We start from the raw sequence: 19453 nt of genomic DNA, 5'->3' as shown, positions 1-19453 counted from the left end.
GGAATGCTTGCCGTCCCTCTCGCCTGGCACCCGGAACAACCGCTGATCGCGGGCCTGGCGGTCCGCGGCCGGTGCGCCCATCCATGGATGGCGAACTACCGGCAGGCCACGGTGACGCATTACGAGAACGTGCGGGTGGTGACGTCGCTCGCGGGACAAGGAAGCCCAATAGCCTGGGCAGGCGACCGCCTGGTGGTCCTGGTGCCCGGTGAGCCCGCCGATGACGAGGACCCGGCTTCGTTTGCTGCCCCGGCGATTTACGAGGCCTCCGGTCCCGGTGAGGTCACTTTCTCACCCGGACTTCGCGAACTGGAACGACTGGCCGCCGCCCGCGTGGCGACATTCGATCCGGGGACGGAGCGGCTCACACCGGTGAGCCCGCCTCTGCTCGTTCGCCAATTGTCCCCCGCACCTGGGGGCAACCACCTGATTGTCGAAGCCGGTGCCGGGGAGGGGCCAGGCGGATTACCTCGGCGCCTCGGCTGTATGGAGATAACTGGTCGCGCGCGAATGCGTCCTTTACCCGAGGGCACGCGATGGGCGGTCGGCAGGGACGCCACCGCCTGGCGCGAAGACGACGAGGTACGCGTTATCGACCTGACCGGTGAACGATGGTCCATTCCGGTGCGGCCCGGCTGCCCTTGGTGGGTCGTGTGGCACGGCGATGAGCCAGCCGTCCTGTCCTCGCACGAGACCGAACTCCGAATGGTCACCGCGTCCGGAGGTTGCCGCGAAACCTCCCTACCTCGCAGAACGCGGATCCCGGCCGGTGCGCGAGGGCAGGTGTCCAACGGGCGTTTCCTCATCGGCTGTCTAGGAGCGGACGGGGAACTTGGGTCCCTTGCCGTTGATCTCGGTCCGTTCAGAGCACGGGTCAAGTGGGCACGCGATGACGTGGCTCCATCGGCGAAGAGCCATTTCCCCGCCACACCAGTGGCGGGGCCAATCGTGGATATTCCAACCGGATTCGGCAACGCACGACTGACCATTCATTCCAAGAACAGTCCGGAAAAGGTGACTCTGCTCTGGGTTCGGGCGGGCCTGATCGGAGACGCGGAACTCGGCCAGGGTCCGCCGCCGATTTCCTCCGGCTTTCGGGAGGCCACCCTCGACCTGCTTTTGGACTGGCCATCCGATGCGACAGTGGCGATGCTACACGACCAGATCACCAGTGCCGTGAGCGCTGCCGTGGACCGTTGTCAGTCAACGCTGATCGTCAGCGGGCACAGTTTCGGCGCTACCCTCGCGCTCTACGCCCTGGCACACGTGCCCGAGATCGCTGGCGCGATAGCGCACAGCGGCTGCTACAACCGGACCCACACCCTGACCGGCTTCCACTTCGAGAAGCGCTCCTACTGGGACGCGCCCGACCTCTACCAGGCATTCAGCGCGCTGCATTTCGCCGACCGGCTGAAAGGCCCCGTGTTGATCGCGCACGGCCTCGCTGACGTCAATCCCAGCACCCCGCCCCAGGAGGCCATAGAGCTTTATCGCGCGATCGTAGCGGCGGGCGGCCACTCCCACCTGATCCTGCTCCCCCATGAGGGCCATTCCTTCCGCTTTCGGGAGACCCATGAGGCGCTGGCCCACGCGCACAGTGACTGGCTGCGGAAAGCAGGGTTCTGAGTGCGGTCAGGGAGTGCCCGAACACCCAACCTGACGCGGTCGCTGTGGTTCGGGCTCCGGCTGTTGTGGGAGGCCGACACGAAGGGAACCGTCGGTTTGGCCGTTCTCCAGTTGGTGTCGGCGGTCGGGTTGGCGAGTGTCCTGGTGCTCGTTCGGTCGTCGTTAACCGCCCTGGAGGCGGCGGGCGGGAGCGGCTTTCGGGCCGCGAGCATTCCCGCAGCCCTCGCGATTGTCGTGCTGGGCTCGGCCGCCGGAATGGTGCGCGCCGTGAGCACCCGGATTCAGCGCATGCTGACCGTGAAGGTGGACCGGCATGCCACAGCCATCGTCCTGCGCTCCGCCGTACAGGCCGAGCTGTCGGAATTCGAGGATTCCGCGTTTCACGACCGGCTGCAACGCGCGGTGTTCGCCTCTCGCAGCAGACTGACCATGCTCGTCACCGCGACAGTCGCCATTGGCCAGGCCGTACTGGCGGCCGTCGCCGTCGCGGGCACGTTCGCGTCGATGGCATGGTGGCTGCTGCCGGTCGCCACGGTGAGCGCCATACCGGTCCTCAAGGCCGCGCGTGACGACCGGAACTCCCGCCACAAGCTGCATCACGCCCTGTCGGAGAACCGGCGCAGGCGCGAATACCTGGAGCGGCTGCTGACCGGCCGGGACGAGGCCAAGGAGATTCGGTCCCTGCGACTCGGGCGAGTGCTGCGCGATCGCTGGGACGCTGCTTATCGACAGGAGATCCAGGGCCACTCCGCGGCCAACCGGCGCTATATGTGGGGCAGCCTGGGCGCCCGGGCGGCCGCCGACGTGGTGGTCCTGGCCGTTGTCGGCGGTGGCATCTGGCTGGTGGCCGTCTCCGTCATCGACCTGGCGACCGTCGCCGCCGCGCTGACGGGACTATGGTTCCTGTCGACTCGCGCGCAGATGCTCGGTGGTTTGCTGAGCGGGATTGGCGAATCCATTCTCTATCTGGAGGACCTCCGCGCTTTCACCGCCGTCCCGCCCCGGGAAACCGCCCCACCCCGGATCGCGATGGGAACCGTACAGGCCGACCAGGTCTCCTTCGCCTACCCCGGAACTGATCGGCCGGTGCTTCGCGACGTGACGGTCGTGGTCAAGCCCGGCGAGGTGATCGCGCTCGTCGGGGCGAACGGCTCAGGGAAGACGACGCTGGCGAAGATCCTCGCTGGCCTGTATCAGCCAGACGACGGCTCGGTTCTGCTCGACGGCACGCCCGTCACAGACATTCGGGTGCTGCGTGATTTGTCGGCGGTCGTCTTCCAGGATTTCGTCCGCTACAAACTCCCCGCCATCGACAACGTGACCTTCGGTCGGCCGGAGGCTCCTGTGGACGCGGAACGCGCACAGCGAGCCCTGGCCCAGGCGGGGGCCGACGCGTTCGTCGCCTCGCTGCCAGCCGGGGCCCAGACCATCCTGGGCAAGGAGTTCGCCTGTGGCGCGGACCTGTCGGGCGGCCAGTGGCAACGGCTGGCGATTGCCCGCGCCTTCTACCGGGACCGGCCCTTCGTCATCCTCGACGAGCCGACGGCAGCACTCGATCCGAAGGCCGAGGACGATCTCTTCGCACGCATCAGGAACCTGTTCGCCAACAGAGCCGTCCTGATGATCTCCCACCGCTTCTCCAGCGTCCGCCACGCGGACCGGATCTACGTCATGGAGGCGGGCAGAGTGATCGAGGAAGGCACCCACGAGTCGCTGATGGCCAGGCACGGCACGTACGCTCAGCTGTTCACCATTCAGGCGCGGTCCTACCGTTAGCCTTTCGGTTCGCGGCGCGCAGAGCACGGCGGCACCGGGGGGTCGACACGCGCTTGGCCGACTACCCCGGCGCCACAGGCCGAGGACGCTGGCGAGGACCCCGCGGCCGACCGGTTCAGACGGCGGCGGCCACCGGCTGGCGGCTCGAAGCGGCGACCGGGCAGGGATGGGAGGCCGTCCAGGGCCGGTGCACGAGGATCGGGCCGATGACCAGTAGCCTGTAGGACTCTGCTGGTTAACTCGGATTACTGACTCTGGTTCATGATCTGATGGTGCCTGTCCTGATCATGAGTGGCGTGGCAGCAGTCGTCGTTGGCTTCGTCTTGGCTGCGGGGGTGGATGGAGGCGATGTCGATGCAGCCGATGGCGTGGCCGGCGCCGGCGCCTGAGGTCTCTGCGGCGATTCGGGCGATCTACCGGGGTAAGCGGCAGGTGCCGTTGCCGGTACGGGTGCGTGATGAATTAGGTGAGGTCTTCGCTGATGAGGCGTTCGCGGGTGCCTTCGGCAAGGAGGGCAGGCCGGGCTGATCACCGGGACGGCTGGCGTTGATCACGGTGTTGCAGCGGGTGGACAACCTCACCGACCGGCAGGCCGCTGAAGCCGTCGCTACCGATCTGACCTGGTAGTACACCCTCGGACTGAGCCTGGACGACCCAGCTTTACGCCAGCATGCTGAGTGAGTTCCGCTCCCGGGTGATCGCCCACGGGTTGGAGGACAAGCCGCTGGATCTGCTGCTGTCGGCGTTGCAGTAGCGAGGCATACAAAGCGCCCTTCCAAAGGTCCTGCTCGTAATGGGGCGTGAGATCGTGGGCGCGGACAGGCGTTGACAGGGTCCTCGCCGGGGGTTGGATCGAAGTATTGAGAGGGAGGCCCTCCGAGGACGAGCCTTGCGTTGCAGACCCGTCCTCGGGAGATCGCTCAGTGCTGCAACGCCGCGTCGATGCGGGAGTTGTTCTGCTCCTGTCGGCCATCTAGGCACTTGGCATAGCGCTTGAGGAGTACCTCGACACTGTTGCCCGCGCGCTCCGCTACCACCGTCGCGTCGACGCCTGCGTTGAGCCATGTGGACAGGGCGGCGTGGCGCAGGTCGTAGGGCTTTCCGGCGAGCGGTGAGGCGACCTGTTGCGGCGTCAAGGCCAAGCGGCGGGCCTCTTCCCAGGCGCGCGCGTAGGTGGAAGCGCCGAGGATCCCACCGCGCTCGTTCCGGAACAGCCGTCCGTCCGAGGCCGTGCCGAACTCTTCGAGGTGCGCCCGCAGGATGCGAACCAGTTCCGGCGGGATCGGCACAGGCCGGACCTCGCGCTCGTCTCGCTGTTTGAGCCCGCGCTGGTCGTGCACGGCCCCGCTGTCGGTCCACTGCTTGCCGCTGCTTGGGCGGGTGACTTCGAGGGTAAGCAAGCCCCATCCTTCCTCCGGCAGAGCGCAGTCGGATTTCCTGAGCCCGATCGCCTCGGCCGGGCGGAGGCCGGCGAAGTAGAGCGTGGCGAAGAAGGCCACGAGGCGGCGGCCTCGCCCGCGATGCCAGCTGCCGACGTAGGAGAGGCTTACGAGGAGTTCGCGGGCTTGGGCGGGGTTGATCACGCATCGCCGGTCCACGGTGTTGTCCCTGGCCACCTTCTTCTGCTTGACGCGCTTGAGCGGGTTCTCGGCGAGTTCACCGAGGTCGATCGCGTATTCAAGAGCGGTGTTGAGGCCGCGGCGTCGGACTGGCCAGTTCGAGGTCGAGCACGACCCGGCCGCCAGCGGGCAGGGCACGGGACAGATCTGGGCGGGTACCTCGGCCGTGATCACTTCGGGAGGACAGGCAGCTGTCACAATCCCGGCAGGAAAGTTGACCGACGGATGGAAGGTGCGCTGGCGGGCACAAGCCGTCAACGCAGCAGCGGGAACCGTATCGACCTGGTCGACCTGGCAACAGGCCACCATTGACGTGCCCGATCCGCCCTCAGGCCCGGCCGTGAGTGCTCTGCAAGTCGTCCCATCGGCTGTGGTCGGCGGCATAGTCACGACATCCAGCCTCACCCCAAGCCTGAGAGCCCAGGTGGACGACCCGGCAGGTGGGACGCTGCGGGCCGACTTCGAGGTCGAGCACGATCCGGCGGCACCGCAAGACCAGGGCACCGGGCAGATCTGGGCTGGCAGCGCCGACAACGTGACAGCCGGAACGCAAGCCGTTGTGAATGTGCCGACCGGTACGCTCACCGACGGATGGCAGGTCCGTTGGCGGGCTCGGGCCGTCGCTTCCAGTGCCGCTTCTGCCTGGTCCGCCTGGCAGAACGTCACGATCAGAACGAGTGGCCAGCCCGCTGCGGAGCCGCTGGCTCGGACGGTCGGACCGGTGCTCCGTACGGACCAGGCATTTACGATCAGCGCCTGGCTTAGATGGAACGATAAGGACGGCGACTACACAGTCGTCGAGCAGAAAGGCACCAGCAAAGCGCCCTTCCGCCTCGGCAATGACCCTGAACACGGCCTGGTATTCACATTCACAAGCGATGACAGCACCTCTGCCATCAGCGAAGGCATCGTCTCTGAGGTTGAACCGCCGGTCAATGAGTGGTTCCACCTTGTCGGAACCTACGACGATGTCGCTAAGAAAGTGGCCCTATATCTGAACGGTGAATTCGTCAAAGAATCTCCTATCTCGTTCACGCCTTGGAATGCGCCCACGGCGATGACATTGGGCACTTCGATGCAGGGGCAACTGGACGACGTCCAGCTCTTTCAGGATGTGCTGTGGCCCGAGCACATCTCCACACTCGCAGGCAAGAGCGAAGTAAAGCCCACGCAGAAACAGGAAAATCGGAGTCAACCCAACAAGAGCAGCTCGCCTAAGATACTGGGTGACAAGGCAGAGCCGGCGCGCGTGGACTGGAACTTCTGCACAAACCTTTGGGGCTCTGACCCAGGCATCAAGCCAGTATTGGCGATGAGTAACTTCTCGGCGTGCCATACGAATCAAATCCTAAACAAGTACAAGGTCAAGCAGAATAAGGTGAAGGTGACGCGCGGCATTCAATCGGTGACGCTTGGAGTCGTGGCGAATACCTATCAGAATAGCCGATCTGTCGACGTTGAGTTGCACTTCTGGGATATCTATAAATGGGGAGAGACGGCCGAAAATCCCATCACTTTGCAGGTGACACCGGTCGGCCATCCAGCACAGTCCAACTGTGCTCTCGCCCCCGACTCACCCACATCGTCCCTGCTGGTGACAAGAACCCCTGTCGCTTGGGATGCTGATCCGGTCCTCAAGTACAGGTTCTCGTCGCCGTCTACGGGCACGGACAGCACTTTTAAGATATCGACGTGCCGGGTGGCCATCCGGATGAGTTTCGTCTCCCCGGCTGGCACTACCCATATAGAGCGGGATGGCCCGATCGAGAGCTACCGATGCGATACGTGGACCAAGAACAACTGGTACAAGAAGGGCGGTTGCAGCTTCTCGCGGCTCGCCGCGATTCTCCTGCTCAGCAGAAAGGATAAGGACGAGAAGAGCGGGGTTACATGGCCCGAACAGGTGGATCACATCGAAAAGGCGCTTACTGCACCGAATACCACCATTCCGAAACTCGGCGGCCCGACATACCCTGAGTCTGCGGGTAAGTCCAAGGATATCCCAGGACTGTGGAACGTGGAACACAGTAAAATGCTCCATCGTCTGTTCGACGAAACAGACAGCGAGGATAATTACGAAAAGTCGGTTAAGACGTGCAGGGATGAGATCGCCAAAACCTGGAACGCCGATCGGAAGAATCATCCTGACACCGCGGTGAACTGCGATGAGTTCCCGATGGCGTCGACCAGGGAAGGCTCGTATTTCGCGAGGCCTCCGTGGAACTATTCTGTTCAACTCATCAATGCGGTACAGAATCAGACGTGGGGCAGGAAACTGAAGGCATGGTATCGTAACCACCGGGTCCTTCCTGGCGATCCCTTCTCGATTAGTATCGTTCACTAGGGTAGAGCCCGTCAGTCCTTTGCTAGTTGGGGGAGCTCCTTATAGAGTTCCCCCAACTGGCTCAATAAGGAGTCGAGGCTTTAGACGCCTGTGGTATGGTGAAAGGAGTGGTAATGGCAGCCATCGTCCGGGCGATGGATGATTCGACCCTCATAGAGTATTCCGAGTTCACCATCATCGATGACGGTGGGTCCGACGACCCTGAAGCGGAGCCATTCGCCGAATCCTGGGAAGAGCGAGACATCGCTGCGGAGTGGTTAGCTGCCGCGGACAACCTTCTTATGATCAATAGCGCATTCGACAGGCATCGGGTTCGGGTTCGTTTCGAGCTATGGGATGGCGAACCGGAGAAGGAGTCTCAGCTCTCCAATATCGATGCGCTAACGACGTCCTTCTATTCCAGTACTGGGGCCATTTTCATCGACGAAATGATCGGGTACGTCGAGCACGACCCCTTCAAGCTCGGCCCGCCGGGCGAAAGGTGGCATGTCAGGGCGTACCGGAAGGCTCTCGTGCCGCGTGGCTACTTTCCCGAGCACACTGAGGAAGAGTTGGAGGCTTACATCTTTCGATTTTGGCCACTCAACTCTGAAACAGCTGAGGGGTGAAGGTGCGAGCTGCGATGGCTCGACTAACCTCGATGATTCACGGGTTTGCGTGGCTTCGCCCAACGTGACGCAGCGGGCGGTGAGCTCTGCGGCCCCCGCCTCGGCCAGGTCGCGGGCTTGACCCGCATCATCCAAAACGCACGACCACGCGTCTGTGGGTAGCGCGGCAATCGCACTGCGAGCACGCCCATCTGGGCGATCGCAGCGGCCAGAACCTCGATATGGTCGGCGACGGTGTTGGCGCTCGCGTTCCCCCAGACGCAGCTCGATGATCAGACACTCACCGGATCATCCGGTCCGAACTCTCATCAGCCGTCGTGGATCGACGAGGCTAGGACTGCGCCACTTCAAGGCTCCGGAGATGACGAGCAATCCCGTTCCTTAGGTCTCCAGTAGGGCTCAGCTCAGCCTCAGCGCGCGGGCCCCGGCAGAACGACCTCCCGTTGTGGTCAACCAGACGACCATGCCTCCTCGGCAGAGGGCCTCCAGCTTGATCGTGGGCCATTCGTGGGCCATCGCTGGTGCTGATCAAGTGACCTCTGTGTATCGTGCCTGGTCAAGAGCATGTTTGCGAGCGAACCCGCAATCCTCTCCGGAGCCGGGTGCGCAGGTTCGAATCCTGCAGGGGGCACTCGATCTTGACCAGCGGTTCAGGCCGCTGACCAGGGCAAACATCGCAGGAACGGGCGGGCCTCCAGTCTCAGGGAGTCCCGCCCGTTCTCGTTGACGCTCGCCGGTTGTGGGCCAGCCCTGGTCGGTCCGATTCATGTCTAAAGACAGCCGTTGAGCTGCTGTTGCCAATGAGCTGGACGAGGGGTTGAGCGGGGGCAGCTGGAAGCGGTCGCCTCGTCCCCTGTACATGGCCAGCTCACGGGCAGGAAGCCAAAGTTGCGATCTTCGGTCGCCCCGGAGGGCGACCGCCACCCGGACAAGAGCGCCTGCAAGCGCCCGGCCACCGAAGAGTTGCGACCCTCGGTGGCCCCGGAGGCGACCGCCACGAAGGACTTCATCGCCAAGAGGCGCCTGATCGACGAGTTGCGATCCTCAATCGCCTCGGAGGCACTGCGACCTCTATCTCGCCAGCATCGACCTCTGAACGCCGAAGTCCGGCCAGCCTCAGTCCGTCAACCCCCGAGAGATTTCCGGGTCGGACCGCTAAGCCGGCGGAACCGCACCACGAGGGGCGGCCGCCGCAGCGGCCGCCCCCGCGTCGTTCTAGACCGCGCTCACGATGTGATCTTGACCGTCGTCGTCACTTCAACGACCTTTCCTCCAACCCGGTGGACGACGTAGACGTACGCGTCGTGCGTCATGTCCGGGAACCGGGCGCCGTTCGCATCAAAGCGAGTCGTCGCGAGCGGCTCGAAGGTCCCGGGCTTGCCGCTCTTGGAGACGTAGAGGGTGTACTCCTTGCCGCTCGCGTCGCGGATGGGGAAATTGATCAACGTGAAATGATCATTGCGCGTGACGGTCGCATCGAGTACCGGAACTGTCGCCTGGTAGGTCGCGGCGATCGACACGTCGTGATCCGGCATCACGAAGGTCGTGGTGGCCGCGTGCGGATTCGCGACCTCGACGCCTCCCGCCTCCCAGGTGTCGAACACGTAGTAGTCCGGTGCCGCATCAGCCGTGATCGTGACCACGTCGCCCGCGCGAGCCTTCGACGGTGACGCCGAGCCGTGGTCCACCTTGATCGTGTAGGTCGACCTATGCGGGCGGAGCTTGTACGTCTGGCCGCGCAGGGTGTCGAAGGAGACCGTCGCATCCGTGTCCCAGTTCGGGGCGGTGCCCGCGGCCGTGCTGACCTGCGCACCCGTCGAATCGAAGACATCCGTGCCCTCGGGCCAGGGGGACGAGATCGTCATTCGTTGCCCTGCCTCACTCGTGACCGTCACGTCGCCCACACGGCCCGCGGCGCCGTCGTATGCAGCTGAGACGACGAAGGCGCCGTCCGTGCGCAGCCGCGCGAAGGATGCGTCCTCGCCGGCGACCCAGTTCGGGAACACCTTGACGACGCCACGATCGCTCGTCAGCAGCATGTTGTTGATGGCGGCGGTCGCCCCGATCTTCTCGACGCCGTGCACACCGTCGCTGATGCGTAGGTTCGGCTGAATCTGAGTCTTGATGGTCTCGGTGAGGTTGGCGAGCACCGCCTTCGCGGGGTAGCGCGTCAGGACGGCATCGTTGAAGATGCGCGGGAAGTTGTTGATCTGGCGCCAGGCGCCGGATCCGAACACGTCGATGGTGTTGCGGGCGATCTGCTGTTCCGCAGCCGAGGAGTAGTAGCCGAGCTGGCCCCCAGGAACCACGATGTCGAGCGGGATGATGTTCCCGTCGCCGGGAACCGGGTTGGCCAGCGGAACCCACTGCCCGCCCTTCCATTCCTTCTCCGCGAGTGCATACACCTCCTTGCCGTTCCACGTGCTCGTCGGCTGGGGCGCGAGGTGATCGTACAGATCCTGCCAGTGCGCACGGCGATCCTTGTCACGACCCAGCAGCGCGCTGGCATCGATCAGTTCGCGGAGCACGTTCTTGAGCGCCGCAAGCTCGACGGCGGGGTTGGCTGCCCAGGAGCCTTCGTTGTACCCGGCGTACAAGGTGTACAGATCGCCGCTCTTCTGCAGCCACGCATCGTAGAAGTTGACACAGCGCACGAGGTAGTCGTAGACCTTCCCGGACAGGAACTTCTCATCCTGCGTGTAGCGGAAGTACTCGAGGAGCGGGTACGCGCTGTACGAGGCGTTGAGGGCTTCCGCGAGGTAGTTGTCGTCGGTCACCGTCCCCCATGGGCCGATCCCCACAGGGAAGAGAACCGCGTCGCGAATGCCGTCCTGCAGATCGGGGCGCGAGTCGATGAACGCGCTGTTGATGCGCCGGAGCTGCGCCGGGTCTGCGGCGCGCGCTTCCCCGTTCGGCAGGAAGTCGAGCAGGGCATCGACCGCCGGCAGCGATAGCTTGGGCCGGTTGCTTGAGTTGGTGCCGTAGAAGGTCGCGATGAAGTTGTAGTTCAGGTGGTAGTCCGACGACCAGTTCGGGTTGTCCGTCGTGTGCCACAGCCCGTAGAGCCCGGGCGCGAGGTTGCCTGCGCGGGAGGTGCTGCCGAGCAGGTACTGCGCACCGTAGTAGTAGCGCATGACCTCGGGCCGGTTCGGAAGATCGATGTAGGAGGCCGACCAGAAGTTCTTCCACCACCGCGCCTGCTCGCGCCTCAGCTTATCCAGCTGTGCGGGTTTGGAAGCATCCGCGAGAAGCGCGAGCGCTTCTGCGTCCGGATCCTCGCTGGTGAGAGCTCCCCCGGCGTCATAGGTCTTGCCGCCGCCGCCGACCGTGGTCACGATGTGCACGGCCGTGGCCGGTTCGAGCGTGAACCCCGTGTAGCTCTCGCCCTTCGCCGAGTCGGCCGTGACCTCGGTGTCCGCTCCGACTACGCTCGTCGCGAGCGTCGCCTTGGAACGCCATGACAGCGGGTTTTTCGGCGCGTTGTTGAAGGTGGCGCGCGAAGCAGTCGCGATCCCGTGCTCCACGCCGCTGGTCACCGGGTAGTGCGCGTTGCCGCTTTTGCCCCAAGTGGTGACCTTCAGGTCGACCGGTTTCGAACCTTGTGACGTGACCTCGGTGATCATGATGTTGTGGTCGGGTGCCAGCCATGTCTGCGTGGAGACTGGGACACCGCCCAGCGACATGGTGGTCTCGATCCGTGCATCCAGGATGTTCTGGGTCTCCTTCGTGGTCACCGCCTCGCCGGCATCCTTGGTCGTCTCGTACAGTTCGAACTGTCCGATGCGCGCACGCGGGTTCGGGTCCGTGTTGGTCCGCTGGAGCGGCTCGGTCACGAGGAGCCGGAAGTGCGCACCGGTCACGGGCGCGTCGAGATTCTCGTCGAAGACATCCTTCGTGTTGCCCTCGACGACGGAGACGTCTGTCCACGTTGCGCCCGGCCCGCCGGTCTTGCTGACCTGCAGGCGGAAATCGCTCGTATTGTTCATGCTGTACCCGCTGCGCACGGCGCCGTCGTTCTTGACGACCCATCGCTGCACCGTGATGGGCTCAGGGAACGACAGCTCGAGCCAGTGCTCTTTGCCGATTGTGGTCACCCAGCCATAGCCGTTCGGAGAGGGCTGCATATGGCCGCTGACGGCTAGGCGCGGCTGGAAGTCGTCGTGGGACGAGCTCGCGGTGACCTCGGAAGCGCCCGGCGCGAGGTTGATCGCCTTCGTATCGTCGCGCGCGCTGAGGGTGACGCCGCCGATGGGAAGCGGCTTGGTGAGGTTGTCGCCGCTGTTGAAGACGCCCTTGAGGTCGCCGGCCGAGACGAAGTCGGACTTCGAAACGAGAAAGGTCTTCTCTCCGCCCGCGCCTGCCGACGTCACGCCGAGATCTCCGTTGCCGAGCAATGCCGTGTTCGGTAACGAGTTCGAGTACGCGCCGGCGTATGCGTCCCCTGTCCAGTTGCCGGTGATCGCGCCGATCAGCTTCTGGATGCGCGACCACTCCGGCGAGGATTCCTTGGGGGTGCTCACCTCGGATGCCACGACTGCCTGAGCGGTCGGCACGAGGGCACCCGCGCTCACGCACGCCGCGATCGCCACGGCGCTCATTCGGTGCAGAAGTCTGACACGTCTCATTCGACTCCTCCTGATTCGTCTCGGTTGTCATTGCATGGGCTGGAGAGTCGTCGTGCGCGGCGCGCGATTTCAGGACAGCGGGAGGGTCCCCTCGCCCGCAGCGCGCCCGTTCGTTGTCACAGGCCAGACGATGGGTGCGTGCGCGACGTCGTAGGCGTCCCGACGCAATACCTCGGCGTCGTGATGCGCGTACGTCTGGAAGCCGAACCGCAGTCGGACGATGCCCGGTTCCGTCAGCGGGTAGTTGGTCATCCAGTAGTTGTTGTACGCCCACGCGAGCAGCCGTGGATTCCGCTCCCGTGGCACGGCGTCCAGCGGCGGACCGAAGTGGAACGTGCCGAACTGGACGAGCGGTGCGTCCGGGGTGAACAGTGCGTGCGTGCGGGTGCTGTCGCCGAGTGCCGCGAACGATTCGACGGTCGCCCAGCCCCGACACGCGCCCTTCAGCTGATCCGTGTCCAGACGCACGATCTCGCCTGCGTTGTCGAACGAGCCCACCCATCCGGCGTCCGCCCGCAGCGGCACGACGAAGTAGACCGCCTGCGGAGAGGTGTCGGGTAGGAGCTCAAAGTCGACGACCACCTCGATGAGCGCCGACCGGCTCGAGAACGTGAACCGCTGCGTCAGGTGCCTGACGCCGTCGGCCTCAAACCTGCGCGTCATGATGACCTGATCGTTTTCGACGAGGACCGTGCACCCTGACGGACGACGCGCACGTTCGCGGATGGGACGCCATGCGTCCCATCCGCTGACGTCGAACTTCTCGCCGTCCAGGTCGCGCTTGTAGAACGCCTCGCGCGTCCCGTCCACGAGCGCATCGGCGCGTTCTCGGACGTACTCGAAGAAGTCGAACTCGTCGTCGACATTGAGGACCTCCGACTCCGACGTACGATCCCACAGCGAGAGGATGCGTCCGGTTCGGGCGTCGTACCGGACGCGGTGGAACGGTGTCTCGATCGTTCCGGTGACCCGTGCCAGCTCGGAGAACGCATCCCAGCTGGGTGCCCCGAAGGTTGGGCTCTCCTCCAGCGTGTGCGAGACGGCGTCGTGGTCTTCCGGGGACGGCAATCGGTCCAGCGGAATGACCCGCCAACTGCGCGCAGGCATCTCGATCGGGCCGACGCGCCGCACATCGTCTTCGGGCAGGCGCACCCGCCACGGCCGCGCGTCGTACGCCATGCGTCGAGCGCGGTACGTGCGCTCGCCTTCCGCGCCGACGTTGCGGAACCACGCATTCGAGATCTCCGGGTACATCGTGCGATCGTGGGTCGCCGCGTTGACGACGAGAACACCGGACAGTCCGCGATCGGCCAGGGGATTCTGCGCGAGGGCCTCGAGACCGGACATCACGGCGAACCCGGCGAGTTCATCCGCCTCATGCGCGAGCGACTTCTTCAACAGTTCGGTCGTGACCGCCTGCGGGTTCGCCGGGGAGGGGTCATAGAAGCCCCACGTGTGCTCATCGAAGAGGTCGCCGCGCTCCTGCGCCAGGCTCACGACATCGGGGCGGTCGGTGCCCATGACCGACGCTTCCTGCAGCCGCGCCTTGGCCAGGCGAGAGGTCGCCGTAGCTGTGGGGGTGCTGCCGGCTCCGAACGTCCAGTAGTCCGTCCAGTCGCCGCGCTGCACCTCCAGCGACGCGTCTGGGACGATGCTGGCTGCCCGGAGCAGATCGTCGAAGGTGGCGTACCGGATCGTCGGGCCCTCGCCGCGATCGTTCCACTGACGGATGAGGTCGGGCAGGAACGGGCTGGGTGGCGCGTTGTCCCACATGACCGGGGAGCAGGTGCTGGACAGGTACACGAACGGCAGGGAGTAGTGCATGCCGCCCAGGTGACGGGACAGCTGCGCCCACCCCTGTGCCATCCGCTCGACGGAGTGGTCCCAGGAGAACAGCAGCTGGTCGAACATCGTGTAGTGGTGCCCGTTGAACACTCGCAGGGTGCGTCCGCTGGGCGCCTCCCAGAGGAACAGGCCCGGCCTCGGATTGATCGGCCGCCCCGAGTGTAGGTTCGCGCCCATGACGAACATCTCCACGCCCGCATCGAGCAGGACATCGGCCAGCGCCCACTGCGCTCCCGGCACGTCGTGCTGACAGGCGACGGCGACGCGGGTGTCGAGGATCTCCTCGAGTTCCCCCTTGCCCGCGATGAGCCGTTCGAGTCCTCGCCGATCCGGGAGGGCGCTGATGTTCCACCGCAGCGCCGCGACGCCGATGCGCCCCTGCCGGTGCAGTGCCCGGAATCGCTCGACGTCGGCGGATGACGCTCGGCGAAGCCAACGTAGGACCGGCTCGTACGCCTCGCACGTCCACTTCGGACGCGCGCCACCCGGGAGGTCTGCTGTCGATTCGAGCCAGTCGATCGCTTGCGAGATGTACTCCCCTTGAAGCTCCCAGACGACGGGCTGCGAGTGGGTGTAGCCGACGTCGAGGTGGCTGTGATGCAGAACCAGGATCTCCTCGACCTCGACCTCGGACCCGATGCCGGCGGGGTTCTGGCTCACTTAGTGGCTCCTGTGGTGAGTCCGGCGATGAACTGTTTCTGCAAGGTGAGGTAGCCGGCGACCGGGATGATCGCGGCCAGGAACATCACGCCGAACAGCTGCGCGTAATTGGTGGAGTACTGGCCCAGCGACAGATACAGACCGGTGGTGACGGTCTGGCCGCGCAACGGGCCGAGGATGAACTGCGGATTCATGAAGTCGTTCCAGATCCACAGCGACAGGAAGATCGCGACGGTGGCGGTGGCCGGACGCAACAGCGGCATGACGATCGTCCACCAGATCCGGAGCATCCCTGCGCCGTCCAGAGACGCGGCCTCGACGATCTCGCCGGGGATGGCACGCAGGAAGCCGGAGTACACGAACACCGCGAACGACAGATATCCGCCGCCGACGTTGGTCAGGATCAGCCCGGCGTAGGTGTGGTCCAGATGCAGAAATGTCAGGATCTTGATGGTAGGTAGCAGGACCACCGCGGGCGGGATCATCAGTCCGGCGGCGAAGGCGGCCAGGACGATCCGGCGCAGGCGGGCCGAGCGGCGGGTCAGCCAGAAGCTGAACGCCGCGCCCAGCGGGATGACCAGCAGCACCGAGGCGACGACGGTGAGCGTGGAGTTGGCCAGACCGATCTGGATGATCTTGTCCGGCCGGGACAGCGCGTCGGAGAGGTTGTCTATCGTCGGCGGCACTGGCGGGGCCGCCGGGTTCTGGATGATCTGGTCCTGGGTCTTGAAGGCGTTGACGATCGTCAGGTAGATCGGGGAGATGAACGCCAAGGTCAGCAGCCCGGCGGCGGCCAGGTAGGCCCGGCTGGTCCAGACCCGTCGCGCCGGCGTCGGCGTCGGCGCGGACGTGGGCGGCACGGCCGGGCGGCGCCGGGTGGTCAGCGTGCTCACAGGTCCACCTCCCGGCGGCGCAGCAGGCCGGTCACCGACAGCGCGATGACCGCCGAGACGGCCAGCAGCAGCATGGCCACCGCGGAGGCGTAGCCGAACCGGCCGTCGGTGAAGGCGAGCTTGATGATGTACAGCGCGGTGGACTGCGTGGAGTCGGCCGGACCACCCGATGTCAATGCCGCGATGATGTCGTAGAGCTTGAGCATGGTGATCAGCGAGATGGTGACGCTGATCGTGGTGCCGGGGGCCAGCATCGGGAAGGTGATCCGCCGGAACCTCTGCCAGCGCCCCGCGCCGTCGACGGTTGCGGCCTGGTACAGCTCGACCGGAATCGACTGCAGCGCGGCCAGGTGCACCACGGTGGTGAACCCGGTGAGGACCCACGCGGCGACCAGCCCGACCGAGAACATCGCCAAGTGCGGGCTGCCGAGCCAGGTGATCGGCTTGCCGATGATCCCGGCGGAGATCAACAAGTGATTGAGCACGCCGTCCTGAGCCAGGATGTAGCGCCAGGCGAACCCGACGATGACTCCGGACAGCACCTGCGGCAGAAACGCCGCGGTGCGCATCGCGCGGTAGCTCAGCGACGTCCGGTTCAGCAGCATCGCGAACCCGATGCCGGCGGCGTTGGCCACCACGGTCACCACGCCGGCCAGCACCAGGGTGAATCCGAGGCTGGCGGCCAGGGCGTCGTCGTGGATCATCTCGGTGTAGTTGGCGACGCCGACGAAGTCCGAATGGGTCAGCAGCGGATTCTCGTTCGTCAGGCCCTTCCAGGCGCTGATGCCCACCGGGACGATGATGAACAGCGCGTACAGCCCGAGCGCGAGCACTGCCAGAGCGCCCAAGGCGAGGTCGCCTCGCGGTCGATGGGCATGGGTGGTCATGAAGGCCTCCCTGATATCGGTCGGAAAGAGGTCCGCGGCGCTACTTGGTCGCGGCGTCCCAGGCGGAGTCCAGCTTGGCCATCTGGCCGGCGACGTCGTCGGAGGAGAACAGCGCCTGGCTGGCCGCGTAGAAGGCCCCGTTCAGCCCCGAGGGCATGGAGTCGTCGTTGGTCGCCCAGCCGAACGCGGAGACCTTCTTGTTCTGGTCGGTGACGTAGGAGTAGGAGTCCTTGAAGACCTGCGTAACGGTGACGCCGTAGTCAGCCAGAGTCTTGCCCTTGAGCATCGGGAACGCGCCGTCCCCCTCGATCAGGGCCTTGAAGTTGGCCGGGTCCAGCGACCAGGCCTGGGCGAAAGCGGTGGCCTTGTCCGGGACCGCGGTCTTTGCGCTGATCGCCATCGAACCGCCGACGGCGAACGGCACGACCAGCGACCCGTCGTCGGTGGGCGTCATGAAGGAACCGAAGTCCGCGGCGTGGTCCTTCGGCACCGCGCCGAGGAACCAGCTGCCCATCATGTACATCGCGGTCTTGCCGGAGGTGAAGTTCGTGATCGAGTCGGCGTACTTGACGCCGAGCGCCCCGTCCTCGAAGTACCCGTGCTTGGCCAGCGTCCGGTACTTGCCCACCGCCGCCTGCACGTTCGCGTCGGTGAACCGCACCTTGCCGGCGTACCGCTTCTGCAGCCAGTTCGGGTCCTTGCCCAACACGTCCGCCGACAGGATGCCGACCAGCGGCATGGAGGCCGCGAACGGGTCGCCGCCGCCGAGCTCGATCGGGGTGATGCCGGCGGCCTTGAGCTTGCCGCAGACGTCCAGGAAGTCGGCCCAGGTCTTCGGCGGCGCGCTGATGCCGGCCTTGGCGAACAGGGTCTTGTTGTAGAAGACCATCGGGATGATCTGCGAGTTCGTCGGCGGGATGTAGACCTTGCCCTTGTAGGCGTTGCCCTGCGGCAGCAGGAAGTTCGCGTCCACCCAGCTCTGGTCGTAGGGCTTGAGCAGCCCGGCCTGGACGAACGTCGAGGGGGTGATGGACGCCAGCAGGTCGGGGAACTGCCCGGAGGCCTGCAGCTGCTTGGCGTAGGCGTCGCGGTCGGTGCTGGGCGCCACCAGCTTCTTGACGGTGATGCCGGGAGCCTGCTTCTCGGCGTTCGCGATCGAGGCGTCCCAGAACGAGGCCGTCAGGCTGGGCGTCTCGAAGGTCAGGTAGGTCAAGGAGGCGCTGCCACCCTTCGCTCCGTCGGAGGAGGCCGCCGAGCAACCGGTGAGAAGGGTGAGCCCTACGGCCAGGCAAGCCGCGAGCGGACGTGAGTGCCGCATGGAACTCTCCAGGGGGGAGGGGAGGGGGGAGGGGGGAGGATGTGACCCGGCCGACGGTGATGGTTCGACACCGGAGCACCTACGGGATAACGTTATCTCGAGAATAAGTGGGGGTTACGGGACGGTGTCAAGAACCGATCCGGTAACGACGGGGAAACACAGGGCCGGCACAGGCGCGGATACGCCGCCCGACGACTGCATGACAACAAGGGGGAAGCGCGGATGAGCAAGGGACGGCCCAAGCGCCCGACCATGGTCGACGTCGCACGTGAGGCGGGGGTGGCGTTGCGCACGGTGTCCCGCGTGGTCAACGACGACCCGACCGTCGGCCCCGAATACGTCGCCCGGGTCCAGGCCGCGATCACGGCCCTGAAATTCCGCCCTGACGAGCGCGCCCGCCAACTGCGCCTGGGCGTCACCGGCACCATCGGGGCGGCGGTACGGCGCATCGCCGAGGCGAACCCGGCGCTGGCCGCCATCGAGCGCACCGCCCGCGACGCCGGGCTGAACCTGCTGGCCTCCTCCACCGACTTCGACGACCAACGGGAGCGGGAGATCCTGGTGTCGATGTGCCGGCGGCGGCTGGACGGCATCGTCGTCGAGCCGATCGGCGAATCCCACTCCTACCTGGAACCCGAGCTTGCTGACGGCATGCCGCTGGTGGCGATGGACCGGCCGATGAGCGGGGTCTCGGTGGACTCGGTGATGTCCGACAACGCTGCCGGCATCGGCATGGCCTTCCGCCATCTGCACCAGCACGACCACCGCCGCATCGCCTACATCGGCCACGAGGAGCGGGTCTACTCCGGCCACGAGCGCGCGGCGGCGTTCCGCGCCTGCCTGCTCGCCCACGGACAGAGCGTCGACGGCCTGGTGTTCCCCGGCGAGACCACCCCCGAGCGAGTGGCCGCGGCCCTGGACGCCGCCCTGCACGGCCCGGACCCAGCCACCGCCCTGGTCACGGGCAACATGGACACCACCCTCGCGGTGCTGCGGAGCCTTGGGCCGGCCGCGGCCTCACGGCTGGCGATCGTCGCCTTCGACGAGGTCCCGCTGGCCGACCTGCTGCAGCCGGCGCTCACCGTGGTGGCGCAGGACACCGCGGCGATCGGCCGCACCGCCGTGGAGCTGCTGCGCGCCCGCATCGCCGACCCCGGCCGCCCGGTGCAGAAGGTCGTGGTACCGGTGTCGCTGACGGTACGCGGCTCCGGCGAGATGAGCCGGTAGCGGCGGCCCACCAGCCGGGCGGACC

General features: G+C 65.7%; 12 protein-coding genes. 6 read left to right on the top strand and 6 right to left on the bottom strand.

Features of this window, described 5'->3' with window-relative positions; genetic code table 11:
• Positions 1-87 precede the first annotated feature (87 nt).
• The 3 genes from ABT294_RS40980 to ABT294_RS40970 all read left to right on the top strand — a co-directional run bounded on the left by ABT294_RS40980 (position 88) and on the right by ABT294_RS40970 (position 3930).
• Positions 88-1626: an alpha/beta hydrolase family protein gene (locus tag ABT294_RS40980; RefSeq protein ID WP_350811853.1), complete on the top strand. Its 1539-nt coding sequence runs from the start codon at positions 88-90 to the stop codon at positions 1624-1626.
• Positions 1627-1689: 63 nt separating this feature from the next.
• Positions 1690-3402, top strand: a complete 1713-nt coding sequence (locus tag ABT294_RS40975) for an ABC transporter ATP-binding protein (RefSeq protein ID WP_350811852.1) — start codon at positions 1690-1692, stop codon at positions 3400-3402.
• Between the two features lie 348 nt (positions 3403-3750).
• Positions 3751-3930: a hypothetical protein gene (locus tag ABT294_RS40970; protein ID WP_350811851.1), complete on the top strand. Its 180-nt coding sequence runs from the start codon at positions 3751-3753 to the stop codon at positions 3928-3930.
• Between the two features lie 392 nt (positions 3931-4322).
• Here ABT294_RS40970 and ABT294_RS40965 read toward each other — a convergent pair whose 3' ends face one another.
• On the bottom strand, positions 4323-5195 hold the full coding sequence (locus tag ABT294_RS40965) for a tyrosine-type recombinase/integrase (protein ID WP_350811850.1): 873 nt from the start codon (positions 5193-5195) through the stop codon (positions 4323-4325).
• A 40-nt stretch (positions 5196-5235) separates the two neighbouring features.
• On the opposite strand from ABT294_RS40965, the gene ABT294_RS40960 reads away from it, so the two are divergent.
• Both ABT294_RS40960 and ABT294_RS40955 read left to right on the top strand, forming a co-directional pair.
• A complete protein-coding gene (locus tag ABT294_RS40960; protein WP_350811849.1) occupies positions 5236-7365 on the top strand; it encodes a LamG-like jellyroll fold domain-containing protein in 2130 nt (709 codons plus the stop codon).
• Between the two features lie 113 nt (positions 7366-7478).
• Positions 7479-7973 carry a hypothetical protein gene (locus ABT294_RS40955; RefSeq protein ID WP_350811848.1) on the top strand — a complete coding sequence of 165 codons (495 nt, stop codon included), beginning with the start codon at positions 7479-7481 and terminating at the stop codon, positions 7971-7973.
• A 1226-nt stretch (positions 7974-9199) separates the two neighbouring features.
• On the opposite strand, the gene ABT294_RS40950 is transcribed toward ABT294_RS40955, so the two are convergent.
• From ABT294_RS40950 to ABT294_RS40930, 5 genes are all read right to left on the bottom strand, one after another.
• Positions 9200-12571, bottom strand: coding sequence for a glycosyl hydrolase family 95 catalytic domain-containing protein (locus ABT294_RS40950; protein WP_350811847.1), 3372 nt, complete (start codon positions 12569-12571; stop codon positions 9200-9202).
• Between the two features lie 96 nt (positions 12572-12667).
• Positions 12668-15103 (bottom strand): glycoside hydrolase family 38 N-terminal domain-containing protein, encoded by a 2436-nt coding sequence (locus ABT294_RS40945; protein ID WP_350811846.1) that lies wholly within the window; start codon positions 15101-15103, stop codon positions 12668-12670.
• Positions 15100-15996 (bottom strand): carbohydrate ABC transporter permease, encoded by an 897-nt coding sequence (locus tag ABT294_RS40940; RefSeq protein WP_350811845.1) that lies wholly within the window; start codon positions 15994-15996, stop codon positions 15100-15102. Before ABT294_RS40940 ends, ABT294_RS40945 begins: the two co-directional genes overlap by 4 nt.
• Positions 15993-16883 carry a carbohydrate ABC transporter permease gene (locus ABT294_RS40935; RefSeq protein WP_350811844.1) on the bottom strand — a complete coding sequence of 297 codons (891 nt, stop codon included), beginning with the start codon at positions 16881-16883 and terminating at the stop codon, positions 15993-15995. The genes ABT294_RS40940 and ABT294_RS40935 overlap by 4 nt, the downstream gene beginning before the upstream one ends.
• A 40-nt stretch (positions 16884-16923) precedes the next feature.
• Positions 16924-18201, bottom strand: coding sequence for an ABC transporter substrate-binding protein (locus tag ABT294_RS40930; protein WP_350811843.1), 1278 nt, complete (start codon positions 18199-18201; stop codon positions 16924-16926).
• Positions 18202-18423: 222 nt separating this feature from the next.
• Here ABT294_RS40930 and ABT294_RS40925 point away from each other — a divergent pair, with 222 nt between their 5' ends.
• Positions 18424-19428, top strand: a complete 1005-nt coding sequence (locus ABT294_RS40925) for a LacI family DNA-binding transcriptional regulator (RefSeq protein ID WP_350811842.1) — start codon at positions 18424-18426, stop codon at positions 19426-19428.
• The last annotated feature ends 25 nt before the right edge of the window (positions 19429-19453 follow it).

The organism is Nonomuraea sp. NPDC000554 (assembly GCF_040300065.1).
In the GTDB taxonomy this organism is placed as follows: domain Bacteria; phylum Actinomycetota; class Actinomycetes; order Streptosporangiales; family Streptosporangiaceae; genus Nonomuraea.
This window is presented reverse-complemented; position numbering and strand designations above follow the sequence as displayed.